General features: G+C 32.0%; 15 protein-coding genes. 13 read left to right on the top strand and 2 right to left on the bottom strand.

Translation table 11 applies throughout. The features are described from left to right. The first annotated feature begins 78 nt into the window (after positions 1-78). The 5 genes from HMPREF2597_RS00355 to HMPREF2597_RS12675 all read left to right on the top strand — a co-directional run bounded on the left by HMPREF2597_RS00355 (position 79) and on the right by HMPREF2597_RS12675 (position 2,838). Positions 79-270 (top strand): hypothetical protein, encoded by a 192-nt coding sequence (locus HMPREF2597_RS00355; RefSeq protein WP_083319031.1) that lies wholly within the window; start codon positions 79-81, stop codon positions 268-270. Between the two features lie 32 nt (positions 271-302). Beyond that, on the top strand, positions 303-623 hold the full coding sequence (locus HMPREF2597_RS00360) for an ArsR/SmtB family transcription factor (protein WP_070817100.1): 321 nt from the start codon (positions 303-305) through the stop codon (positions 621-623). A gap of 87 nt (positions 624-710) precedes the next feature. Continuing rightward, complete coding sequence (locus tag HMPREF2597_RS00365; protein ID WP_070817101.1) at positions 711-1,595, top strand: permease; 885 nt, start codon at positions 711-713, stop codon at positions 1,593-1,595. A 19-nt stretch (positions 1,596-1,614) separates the two neighbouring features. Further along, positions 1,615-2,670, top strand: a complete 1,056-nt coding sequence (locus HMPREF2597_RS00370) for a methyltransferase domain-containing protein (protein WP_070817102.1) — start codon at positions 1,615-1,617, stop codon at positions 2,668-2,670. Positions 2,671-2,694: 24 nt separating this feature from the next. Next, positions 2,695-2,838, top strand: a complete 144-nt coding sequence (locus tag HMPREF2597_RS12675; RefSeq protein WP_176746562.1) for a hypothetical protein — start codon at positions 2,695-2,697, stop codon at positions 2,836-2,838. A gap of 114 nt (positions 2,839-2,952) precedes the next feature. Here HMPREF2597_RS12675 and HMPREF2597_RS12825 read toward each other — a convergent pair whose 3' ends face one another. After that, entirely contained in the window at positions 2,953-3,081 is a 129-nt protein-coding gene (locus HMPREF2597_RS12825; RefSeq protein ID WP_002478492.1) for a hypothetical protein, read from the bottom strand. 173 nt (positions 3,082-3,254) lie between these two features. On the opposite strand from HMPREF2597_RS12825, the gene arcA reads away from it, so the two are divergent. The 4 genes from arcA (at position 3,255) to HMPREF2597_RS00390 (ending at position 8,075) form a co-directional block, all read left to right on the top strand. Beyond that, positions 3,255-4,493: an arginine deiminase gene (gene arcA / locus HMPREF2597_RS00375; protein ID WP_002478493.1), complete on the top strand. Its 1,239-nt coding sequence runs from the start codon at positions 3,255-3,257 to the stop codon at positions 4,491-4,493. 294 nt (positions 4,494-4,787) lie between these two features. After that, on the top strand, positions 4,788-5,549 hold the full coding sequence (locus HMPREF2597_RS00380; protein ID WP_002478494.1) for an alpha/beta hydrolase: 762 nt from the start codon (positions 4,788-4,790) through the stop codon (positions 5,547-5,549). Between the two features lie 369 nt (positions 5,550-5,918). Further along, positions 5,919-7,058: a CapA family protein gene (locus HMPREF2597_RS00385; protein ID WP_002478495.1), complete on the top strand. Its 1,140-nt coding sequence runs from the start codon at positions 5,919-5,921 to the stop codon at positions 7,056-7,058. Between the two features lie 174 nt (positions 7,059-7,232). Next, positions 7,233-8,075, top strand: a complete 843-nt coding sequence (locus HMPREF2597_RS00390; protein WP_002478496.1) for a poly-gamma-glutamate hydrolase family protein — start codon at positions 7,233-7,235, stop codon at positions 8,073-8,075. Positions 8,076-8,106: 31 nt separating this feature from the next. Here HMPREF2597_RS00390 and HMPREF2597_RS00395 read toward each other — a convergent pair whose 3' ends face one another. After that, entirely contained in the window at positions 8,107-8,733 is a 627-nt protein-coding gene (locus tag HMPREF2597_RS00395; protein WP_002478497.1) for an FMN-dependent NADH-azoreductase, read from the bottom strand. A gap of 243 nt (positions 8,734-8,976) precedes the next feature. Here HMPREF2597_RS00395 and HMPREF2597_RS12315 point away from each other — a divergent pair, with 243 nt between their 5' ends. The 4 genes from HMPREF2597_RS12315 (at position 8,977) to HMPREF2597_RS00410 (ending at position 11,482) form a co-directional block, all read left to right on the top strand. After that, on the top strand, positions 8,977-9,078 hold the full coding sequence (locus tag HMPREF2597_RS12315; RefSeq protein ID WP_002478498.1) for an SE2200 family small protein: 102 nt from the start codon (positions 8,977-8,979) through the stop codon (positions 9,076-9,078). A gap of 266 nt (positions 9,079-9,344) precedes the next feature. Further along, entirely contained in the window at positions 9,345-10,007 is a 663-nt protein-coding gene (locus tag HMPREF2597_RS00400; protein ID WP_002460638.1) for a Wzz/FepE/Etk N-terminal domain-containing protein, read from the top strand. 11 nt (positions 10,008-10,018) lie between these two features. Next, a complete protein-coding gene (locus tag HMPREF2597_RS00405; protein WP_002478499.1) occupies positions 10,019-10,714 on the top strand; it encodes a polysaccharide biosynthesis tyrosine autokinase in 696 nt (231 codons plus the stop codon). Beyond that, positions 10,715-11,482, top strand: a complete 768-nt coding sequence (locus tag HMPREF2597_RS00410) for a tyrosine-protein phosphatase (RefSeq protein ID WP_002460634.1) — start codon at positions 10,715-10,717, stop codon at positions 11,480-11,482. Positions 11,483-11,492 lie beyond the last annotated feature (10 nt).

Raw genomic sequence — 11,492 nt, forward strand, 5'->3', positions numbered from 1 at the left:
ATTATTATAAAAAAGTGTTAAGCTTGATACATCAAAAAAAGTTGATGTATTATTTGGAGCGTTGGAGGGAAAAACTTGGTGGTAAATCATGCAGGTACTTTATCTGTATATTATTTTATTGGTTATTTAAAGTTAGTTATGACTTCAAAAGATATGTGTTTAAATGAAGCTGTAGCATATATGAAAAGTTCTTTCTTCAAAGATAATATTGAAACGTACGGTGAAATAACAGCACATAACTTTAAACAAGCAGTTCAAGAACTTAAATAATAACTACCTGATAACAGAATGGAAGTGATTAAATGGAAGTAATCAAGGTTAATCCAGATGTAGATGAAGAAGAACAATTAAATTTTTATGAAAAGATGTTTGAAGCACTTGCAGATAAAATTAGACTTAAAATCCTGCATTCTATACGTCAAAGCAATACAAAGTCTTTGTGTGTATGTGATTTGGAAGAATTGCTAGAATTAAAACAATCTAAACTTTCTTATCATTTAAAAAAATTAGTAGATGCAAATATCCTCATTGCAGAAAAACATGGCACATGGAATTATTATAAAATTAATGAACAACAAATACAGGTAGTATTAAATGAAGATACTTGTTGTAAGATACTGTAAGTATCTTTTTTAAAATATCGTTAATCAATTTTTTTTGATTAATATATCAAGAAATATTGATTTAATAAATTTGGAGGCGTTATACTAGTGATAGATTCGATTATAGAATTTATAAAAACATTTCTAATGCTATTTTTTGAATTATTAATACTGTTCATAATCGTAAGTTTTATTGTAAGTCTAATCCAACAAGTAGTTTCGGAAGATAAAATCAAAAGCATGTTAAGTAAGCCTAACCAAGGAATCAATTATTTTTTTGGGATGATATTTGGTGCGATTACTCCCTTTTGTTCTTGTTCAACTATTCCAATACTTGCAGGTCTATTAAATTCTAAAGTACCTTTTGGTCCAGCGATGAGTTTCTTAATTGCTTCACCATTAATGAATCCATTAATGGTGTTTATGCTATGGGTTTTATTGGGCTGGAAAGTTGCAATAGTTTATTTTATTGTACTAGCAATATTTAGTATCTTTACAGGTCTTGTGTTTTCAAAAATGAATTTGGCTGAAAGTTATAAAGGCGTAAATGTTAAAGGAGATGGATTTTTTGCCAATAAAGAAGGATCTCGTTTTAAACAAGCATTAAATGATGCGTGGGCATTTTTATATCCAATGCTTCCTTACCTATTTATTGGTGTATTTATTGGAGCATTCATATATGGATTTGTACCCGAAACATTTATTACAAAATACGCAAGTGGGGATGGCGTTATATCCGTATTCATTGGATCTGTTATAGGCATTCCAATGTATATTAGACCTGAAACAATGTTACCTATAGCTGAGGCATTAGTATCAAAAGGGATGTCTTTAGGAACAGTAGTTGCGTTGATAATAGGTGGTGCTGGTGCAAGTATTCCAGAAGTTGTATTATTAACGAAATTATTCAAGAAAAAATTTGTAGTCTCATTCGTAATCGCAATTTTAGTTGTAGCTATTGCTACAGGTTTAATAGTTAATACGATTGTTTAAGTTTAAGGAGGATAAATTAATGAATCAAGAAACTTCAGTAATCAATAGATATGGAAATGCTGCTAAAAAACATGAAGAAAATTTATGTTGCCCAGTAGAATATGATACAAAGTACTTAAAGATTATACCAGATGAAATCATAGAGAAAGATTATGGTTGTGGAGATCCTTTAGGTAAGATCAAAGAAGGAGATACAGTATTAGATTTAGGTTCTGGTGGTGGCAAAGTTCCTTATATAGTTTCTCAAATTGTTGGTGAAACAGGCAAAGTTATTGGCATAGACATGAACGATGATATGTTAAATCTAGCTAAAAAATATCAGAATCAAATGATTGAAAGAATTGGTTATGATAATGTTATTTTTCATAAAGGAAAAATTCAAAACTTAAAATTAGATTTAGAAGAACTCGATAAATATGTACAAGAACATCCTGCTAACAACTTAGATACTTATCAATCTATTAAACAATATATTAATTACTTAGAAAATGAAATGACTATGATAAAGGATAATAGTATAGATGTGGTTATATCAAATTGTGTTCTAAACCTAGTTTCAACAGATGAAAAAGAAGCACTATTCAGAGAAATTTATCGTGTTTTAAAAGATGGTGGTAAAGCAGTAATCTCAGATATCGTTTCTAATGTAGAAGTACCTGAAAAGTTGAGACAAGACGAAAACTTATGGAGTGGTTGTTATTCAGGAGCCATTGAAGAAAAATCATTTGTAGAGGCTTTTGAAAAAGTAGGATTTTATGGTGTAGAAATTGATAAACGCGAAAAGACATGGACTACTATTGAAGGTATTGATTTTAGAAGTATGACGATTATAGCTCACAAAGGTAAAGAAGGTCCATGTATTGATAAAGGACAATCTGTTGTATACAAAGGTCCATTTAAACATATTGAAGATGATGATGACCATATTTTTGAACGAGGAGAAAGAACCTTTGTATGTGAAAAAACCTTTAATATATTAAAGCAAGAACCATATAAAGATGTTTTTGAATTTATAGATGAAAACGAAGAAATAATTAATAAAAGTGAATGTTGCGATACATCATGTGGATGTTAAATAATAATTAAAGGAGGTGTTACAATGGAAAAGAATGCATTTAAAAAAGCAATTTCTAAATTAAAACCAAAAAAACAAGCTTGTTGTTCTGTAGAAATTGAGGAAAAAAAAGAGAAAATAGAAGAAAATAAAGAAAAAAATCAGCATAAAAATGATGGATGCTGTTAAGTTGAGTCATTAAATCGTGAGAGAATATCAAAATTCTTTCACGATTTTATTATAAAAAGATTTTACGTATTATATATGACTAATACGTAAAAAGGACTATAAGGTAAGCATTTGTTATAAATTAGTACATATAACGAACGGTGCCCATTTGACGATACCACGACCTTGTGGAATATTACTGTCTAAGTATTCTCTTGGTATTTTTCGATAATCGGTTTCATGTCGATATTGTTTAGGAATCATAGTTATCACCTCGAACTCATTATAGAATATATGTTCGTAAATTTAAATAGAAAACTACAATTTTCAAAAATATAAATAATCGTAGGACATAGAAGTGGATTAATAGGGTATAGGTAATTCGTAGAAAGACTTTATGCATATCATGATTGATTGAACAAAGGGGAAATGAATTTATGTCACATGGTCCTATTCAAGTGAATAGTGAAATTGGAACATTAAAAACTGTATTGCTAAAACGACCGGGGAAAGAATTAGAAAATTTAATACCGGATCATTTAAGTGGTCTATTGTTTGATGATATTCCATATTTAAAAGTGGCTCAAGAAGAGCATGATCATTTTGCACAAACATTGCGGGATGAAGGTGTAGAAGTACTATATTTGGAGCAATTAGCAGCCGAAGCAATTGTAGAGCCGAACGTACGTGCACAATTTATTGAAGAGGTGTTGACAGAATGTCCAGAAACGATTCTCGGACATGAACAAGAAATTAAAGCCTACTTTGCTACATTGACTAATGAGGAATTGATTGAAAAAATCATGTCTGGTGTTCGCAAAGAAGAAATTAAATTAAAATCAATTCATTTAGTGGAATATATTGATGATTTATACCCATTTTATTTAGACCCAATGCCAAATTTATACTTTACACGTGATCCACAAGCTTCTATTGGACATGGGATGACAGTAAACCACATGTATTTTGGTGCACGCCGTCGAGAGTCTATTTTTATGTCATATATATTAAAGTATCATCCTCGTTTTAAAGATGAAGATATTCCAGTATGGTTGGATCGACAGACACCATTTAATATTGAAGGTGGGGATGAACTCGTATTATCTAAAGAAGTATTAGCTATTGGAATTTCCGAACGCACGTCTGCCCAAGCGATTGAACGTTTAGCACGGCAAGTCTTATTTAATGCAGATGCAACATTCACAAAAGTATTAGCGATAGAAATTCCTAATAGTCGTACCTTTATGCACTTGGATACTGTCTTTACGATGATTGATTATGATAAATTTACGATGCATGCAGCTATTTTCAAGAAAGAACAAAATATGAATATCTTTACTATTGAGCAAAATACACAAGGTGATGATATTCAAATTACACGGTCAAGCGATTTAAAAGCGACATTAGAGCAGGCACTTGGTATCGAAGAAATTGAATTTATTCCTACAGGTAATGGAGATATTATCGATGGTGCTCGAGAGCAATGGAATGATGGTTCTAACACATTATGCATTCGTCCAGGAGTGGTTATTACATATAATCGCAATTATGTATCTAACCAATTATTACGTGAAAAAGGGATTAAAGTGATTGAAATTAGAGGTAGTGAACTCGTGCGTGGTCGCGGAGGTCCAAGATGTATGAGTCAGCCTTTATATAGAGAAGAGATAGATTAGCAAAGTGGTTCTTTCTGATATGATTATAATGCTATAACACGGAAAATTATTGGAAAATCATGTATAGCAATATGAGCAAGATTATGATTGTAATATATAAGGCCCCTCATTATTTTGGTTTAATAAAGTTTATTAGACTATACGATAGGGCCTTATTTTTTGAGCTGTATACAGATTTTAATTGATATGAATGTCTGAGCATTGTTTGATTTTAAAAGAGACCAAATAGCGTGCTAAAGTGTAAAATGATATGATTAGAATAATCTATTGATAATGAGAGGAATGAACATCAAGATGGCTTATATTACATTAAATTATCAATCGCCAACGATTGGCATGAATCAAAATTTAACAGTTATTCTACCAGAAGATACGAGTTTTTTTAAAAGTGATGGAATTGCTAAACCACTTAAAACGGTTATGCTGCTACATGGATTATCAAGTGATGCCACATCATATATGAGATTTACAAGCATTGAACGCTATGCAGAATCACATCAATTGGCCATTATTATGCCTAATGCTGATCATAGTGCTTATGCCAATATGGCGTATGGCCATCGTTATTATGACTATATTTTAGAAGTGTATCATTATGTGCATCAAATTTTTCCTCTATCAACGCGTCGTGAGGATAACTTTATTGCTGGTCATTCTATGGGTGGTTATGGAACGATGAAATTTGCACTAACACAAAGTCATTTATTTTCCAAAGCAGCACCAATGTCTGCCGTCTTTCAAGCACAAACCTTGATTGATTTAGAATGGACAGACTATCATCCGCAAGCAATTACAGGTGAACATACTAATGTTAAAGGCACAAATTTAGATACATATCATTTGGTTGATGCAGCAGTGGCACGAGAAGAAACACTTCCAGAATTATTTATTCAGTGCGGAACCGAAGATTTTCTGTACCAAGATAACTTAACATTTATTGACTATCTAGCAGATAAACAGATTCCTTATCGTTTTGAACCTAGTCCAGGCGCCCATGATTACACTTATTGGGATAAAAGTATTGCGCGTGCCTTAGCATGGTTTGTTAATGATTAATCCATTAAAATACCTTCCATAGTAAAATAGGAGGGTATTTTTTTATATTTCGCTTATATTGCATTGGTCATATATATAGTTTTAAGTTTATTGTCATCATGATGCAAAGATGTCATGCTACGAAAACCTACTAAGGCATTACATTCCTTAGTGCGTGCTACTGAAATATACGACTAAATTAATTCATCAAAATTAAAAATAGTAATCATATCATAAACATGACTTTGCAATTTATCATTATTTGTATTATATAATAGTGGTGTTTTATTACCATTATTAAAATTGAATGTAATTAGAATATATTATAGAATTAAAAAGTAGATAAATTGGATTTTGGGCCGCTAAAAATGCATGTTAGGAGGTATGCGTATGCAGAAGTATCGTATTGTATGTGTGATTGCCTTAGTTTTAATGTTGATAATGAGTTATTTAACTTTAACCACAAAGGTTAATGCCTCAGCATCTGTCGTAGCTGTTGGTGATAATTTAATACATCCAGTTGTTTATAACGATGCTAAAGTAGGTTCGAATAAATATGATTTTAAACCTATGTACAAGCATGTGAAATCAAATATTCAACAAGCAGACTTCGCGTATGTGAATCAAGAATCACCGATTGGTGGAGATGATAAGCCGTACTCAGGATTTAAACAATTTAATACACCGAGTGATGTAACTAAAGCCATTGTAGATAGTGGGTTTAACATCATAAATGGTGCAAACAACCATTCACTGGATCAAGGTGATTCAGGAGTAACCAATCATATAAATGCTTGGAAACCCTATCGCCATGACGTGTTGTTTTCTGGTGTTTTCAAGTCTCAAAAAGAAAGCGAAGCGGTACATACAATTACGAGAAATGGTATTACTGTAAGCTTACTTTGCTATACATATGGTACAAATGGCCAAATATCTCAATATCCTTATACAGTAAAAACCTTTGATGAAGCAACGATAAAAAAAGATGTGCGCAAAGCAAAGGAACATAGTGATGCGGTAATTGTTTCAGCACATTGGGGCAATGAGAATCATACAATGCCGAATGAGAAGCAACAAAAGTATGCGCAGTTATTTGCAGATGAAGGTGTTGACGTTGTTTTAGGAATGCATCCACATGTTATTCAACCGGTTAAATGGGTAAAAGGAAAAAATCAGCATCAAACGTTAGTGGCATATTCACTTGGTAATTTCTTAAACGGGCAATATACTTCAACGGAATGGAACCAATTATTAGGACGGTTGAATTTTAATTTAGAAAAAACTTCTAAAGGTGTTACCGTGAACAACGTAAAATGGCGCAGCATGGTTAACCATTATGAACAAAGTAAGCCTATGGATAAACGTACGCGCAAACATTTTGTATTATATAATTTACACGATTATACACCGGCGTTGGCTGAGAAACATGCCTTACGCCAAAATATACAAAGTCAATGGGACATCCCACACTTACAGCAAATGACTAAAAGCATTATTGATGATGAATTTTTAGACGCACAAAGTATTTAGTGCGTCACGTTTCACGAGAAACATCGCTTGTCATCCAACCATTGAGCTAACGTAAAATCATGTTAAAGTATATGTGAAAAGCTCTAACGTTTTCATTAAATATAACAGGAAAGATTTGTTTTTTCTTGTGAATAAGCTAATATAAAAGCTATAAATTGATATTGGAGATAAAATATGTCACCACAAAAAGCCAAACAACGCACAAATAATAAAAAAATATTTCTGTTTGTTATGATACTCATTACCATTATATGCGTATGTTTAGCAATTTTTTATCATAGGACAACAGCAGAGTTACATCACGGAGTATTTAATCGTGGTGAACTAGCACAATTAGCACCAGATAAAGTTCCTGTCCCAGATGTGAGACGTCCAGATTACTTTAAATCAATGACTCAATTATTTGCTCATACTAAAGAAGGGCGAGATTGGAAGAAAGAAGTCATACATACAAAGAGCGATGCAATCATTATTGCACCGCACGGGGGTAATATTGAAAAAGGAACAACGGAATTATCGCGACTTGTTGCACGAAAGAACCATTATAATTTCTATTCATTTATAGCTTTGCGTCATCATGCAGAACGTTTACATGTAACGTCGGCGCATTATAATGATCCTCAACTATTAAAGATGCTCCAAAAGCAAGAATATGCCGTTGCGATACATGGCGCAAAAGGGAATCACCCGATTGTCTATATTGGGGGATTGGACACACCTTTAAAATTAGCCATTCAAAAGCAATTGATTAAGTCACATTTTGTTGTTAAACCTGCGCCAACATATCTTGGTGGCGAACTGACCGGTAACTTTGTCAACAAGGATTTAAAGCATGCAGGAGTACAATTGGAGCTCACCACTGCATTGCGCAAATCTTTTTTCGTCAATGATAATTTTAATCATATCGCTAAGGATAAGCATCAAGATTTTACAAAGCGTATGTATGTTTTTGCAGACGCTATTGATCGCGCAATAGATGAAATAGAACATAAGAAAAGCACGTCTGACTCAGATTAAATGGTCGGACGTGCTTTTTAAATAAAATTTATTAGAAGTTTTTAGCAACTTCTGTAGCTTTTGCTAGACTAGCTGCTTTGATTTCTTCTGTTTTTTCTGGTTCTGCATTGTGACCTTCAATAATGACATTCTCATATGATGGCACTCCTAAGAAAGTCATAATTGTTTTCAAGTAACGGTCACCAGATTCCATTTCAGCTGCGGGGCCTTCACTATAATATCCACCACGAGATTGGATATGTAGTACTTTTTTATCTGTTAATAAACCTTGTGGGCCTTCTGCTGTGTATTTGAATGTTTTACCGGCAACAGTAATAGCGTCAATATAAGCTTTTAATACAGGAGGGAATGATAAATTCCACATTGGTGACACGAATACATATTTATCAGCGCTTAAAAATTCATCAAGAATTTCAGCTAAACGTTCAATTTTTTCTTTTTCATCACCGTTAAGTGTTTCACCGTTTGCTGCTTTACCCCATCCTGTTAAGACATCTTTGTCAATGAGTGGAATGTAAGTATTGAATAAATCGATATGCACGATTTCATCTTGAGCATGTTGTTCTTTATAAGCGTTTAAAAAGGCTTTACCAGCTGCCATAGAGTTAGATGCCAGTTCATCTAATGGATGTGCAGTAATATAGAGTAATTTAGACATGAGTTGAGCTCCTTTAAATTGTGATTTAGATATAATTATTATACTTCTAATTGCATATAGCGCAAGCACTTTGTTTTAAAATCATACTAATGGCGTATGTATGATTGATATTATTGATAAGTGATGCATAAAATAGAATTCTTATTTTTAAAAATAGAAGATAAATGTGTATAATAGGTATATGAAGCTTTCACACGACACGTGAAGAGTTTGAATTTTGATTTACCAAAAGGAGTGACAAGAATGAAAGGTCTATTCATTACAATTATATTAGGTGCAGTTGGTTTTGTAGCTTTCAAAAAATATCAAGAGAAAGTAAATAAAATGCCAAATATTGAATATTAAAAACAACAAGCCAGGATATTTTCACATCTAGAAAATATCCTGGCTTTTGTTTTATAGGATGGGCAGTGTAAATCGCAACTTTATAGTGAAAATTTACATGATGTTTACAAAAAATTAAATTTAATTTATAAAAGTTATTGTAGGATTAAATGTAATTGTATATTTCTTAAAAAAGTTTATAATACTTAGATATAAAGAGTAATTCTAAACATACTAGATAATTTCACAAATAAATACAAAAATTCAAATTACTGCTGGAGGTCAAAATGGAAAAAACGCTTGATTTATCGATGTTTATAACTGCACTAAAAAAGAATTGGAAATTATTTATTTTAATACCTGTGGTTTTTGTAGTTATAAGCTTATTAATAACTATATTTTTAATGAAGCCTAAATATGAGGCAAATACACAAGTGTTAGTAAACCAAAAAGAAAGCAATGAACAATACAGGGCTCAAGAAGTTCAAAGTAATATTCAACTTGTTAATACGTATTCTGAAATTCTTAAGAGTCCACGTATATTAGAAGACGTAGCGAAAAAAGATAAAAATCTCTCTGCAAGTGAAATTGGCAACATGCTTACAGTCACAAAACAAGCTGACTCACAAATTTTAAATGTAAGTGTTGAAAATCATAGCAAGGCAGACGCAGAACGCATAGCAAATGAAATTGTAAGTGTATTTAGTAAAGATATGCCGAAAATCATGGATATAGATAACGTTTCGATATTATCGAAAGCAGATGGAACTGCATCCAAAGTTTCACCTAATTTGTCGCAAAACTTAGCAATAGGACTTGTATTAGGCTTAGTACTCACTATTGTAATTATCATTTTTAAAGAATTATTTGATAGAAGAATTAAAACAGAAGAAGATGTTATTAGAGAGTTGGACATTCCAGTTCTAGGTTCAATCCATAAATTGAAATAGGAGACGAAAGTATGACTAAAAAGAATGAGAAACGAAAAAATTTAAATACGCCATTGTTTACTGAAGATAATTCTAAATCAATCGTGAGTGAAAAAGTTAGAGGTATACGCTCTAATATCATGTTTTCAGGTGTAGAAGAAGTTCAAAGTATCATTGTTACTTCTGAAAAGCCAGCTGCAGGTAAAAGTATTATTTCAGCGAATATTGCAATCACATATGCACAAGCAGGATATAAAACATTAATCATAGATGGAGATATGAGAAAGCCCACGCAACATTATCATTTTGAAACGACGAATTATGATGGATTATCAAATTTAATCATAGGAAAGTCTAACTTTGATAAATCGATTATCAAGACGAGAGTAAAGAATCTTGACTTAATGACAGCAGGTCCCACACCACCTAATCCATCTGAATTAATTGGTTCTGCCGCATTTGAGAACATATTACGTGATTTAAATGAAATATATGACTTCATTTTAATTGATACACCACCAGTCATTTCAGTTACAGATGCGCAGGTTTATTTAAGATACGTACCTGAATGCGTCATGATCATTGATGTACAGAATAATAATAAAAATGAAGTGAAGAAAGCAAAAGAATTAATTGAAAAAGTAGGAGGACGTGTAATAGGAGCAGTGTTAAATAAAACACCTAAAGAAAAATCATCTAGTTATTATTATTACGGAGATGATGAATAAATGATTGATATACATAATCATATTTTGATTAATGTGGACGATGGTCCTAAAACTAAAGAAGATGCCATTACTTTATTAACTCAAGCGAAGAATGAAGGGGTTACAGAGATTGTTGCGACACCACATCACTTAAGTCCCCAATATGATAACAGTTATAGTCAGGTTAAAGAAAGTTTAGAACAACTCTTAGATATGGATGAAGTCAAAGATTTAGGTATCAAGCTTTATCCAGGACAAGAAATAAGAATAACAGATCAAATACTGTCCTTATTACAAAAAGGAGATGCCATTGGATTAAATAACTCTAACTATTTATTAATAGAGTTGCCGTCAAATAGTGTTCCACACTATACAAAACGTCTTTTCTTTGATTTACAGTCGAATGGTTATATCCCCATCATTGCCCATCCAGAGAGGAATAAGGTCATCACCCAAGACTTAGATGTTTTATATGAACTTATAAATTCGGGTGCGTTCAGCCAGCTTACTTCAGCCTCGTTAATGGGAAAACTTGGAAAAAAAGTGCAAAAATTGTCCATTCAAATGATTGAAAATAATTTATCCCATTTCATAGCTTCAGATGCACACCATGTCACCCAAAGACCTTTTATCATGAATAGTTTGTTTAGCAATAAAAATTTACAAAAATATGAAGAAAACATAAAAAATTTTATGAATAATGCAAAATCTGTCATCAAAAATGAAAATATAGTAAAAAAACAACCACTTCAAGAATATAAGCATAAAAAATTGTTTGGTTTATTTTAATTTATACGCA

It is taken from the genome of Staphylococcus sp. HMSC063A07, from assembly GCF_001836955.1.
In the GTDB taxonomy this organism is placed as follows: Bacteria; Bacillota; Bacilli; order Staphylococcales; family Staphylococcaceae; genus Staphylococcus; species Staphylococcus lugdunensis.

Bases quoted from the DNA above. Each gene is read 5' to 3' on its own strand.
- HMPREF2597_RS00360 (WP_070817100.1), top strand. From the start codon at position 303: ATGGAAGTAATCAAGGTTAATCCAGATGTAGATGAAGAAGAACAATTA.
- HMPREF2597_RS00370 (WP_070817102.1), top strand. From the start codon at position 1,615: ATGAATCAAGAAACTTCAGTAATCAATAGATATGGAAATGCTGCTAAA.
- HMPREF2597_RS12675 (WP_176746562.1), top strand. From the start codon at position 2,695: ATGGAAAAGAATGCATTTAAAAAAGCAATTTCTAAATTAAAACCAAAA.
- HMPREF2597_RS12825 (WP_002478492.1), bottom strand. From the start codon at position 3,081: ATGATTCCTAAACAATATCGACATGAAACCGATTATCGAAAAATACCA.
- arcA (WP_002478493.1), top strand. From the start codon at position 3,255: ATGTCACATGGTCCTATTCAAGTGAATAGTGAAATTGGAACATTAAAA.
- HMPREF2597_RS00380 (WP_002478494.1), top strand. From the start codon at position 4,788: ATGGCTTATATTACATTAAATTATCAATCGCCAACGATTGGCATGAAT.
- HMPREF2597_RS00385 (WP_002478495.1), top strand. From the start codon at position 5,919: ATGCAGAAGTATCGTATTGTATGTGTGATTGCCTTAGTTTTAATGTTG.
- HMPREF2597_RS00390 (WP_002478496.1), top strand. From the start codon at position 7,233: ATGTCACCACAAAAAGCCAAACAACGCACAAATAATAAAAAAATATTT.
- HMPREF2597_RS00395 (WP_002478497.1), bottom strand. From the start codon at position 8,733: ATGTCTAAATTACTCTATATTACTGCACATCCATTAGATGAACTGGCA.
- HMPREF2597_RS12315 (WP_002478498.1), top strand. From the start codon at position 8,977: ATGAAAGGTCTATTCATTACAATTATATTAGGTGCAGTTGGTTTTGTA.
- HMPREF2597_RS00400 (WP_002460638.1), top strand. From the start codon at position 9,345: ATGGAAAAAACGCTTGATTTATCGATGTTTATAACTGCACTAAAAAAG.
- HMPREF2597_RS00405 (WP_002478499.1), top strand. From the start codon at position 10,019: ATGACTAAAAAGAATGAGAAACGAAAAAATTTAAATACGCCATTGTTT.
- HMPREF2597_RS00410 (WP_002460634.1), top strand. From the start codon at position 10,715: ATGATTGATATACATAATCATATTTTGATTAATGTGGACGATGGTCCT.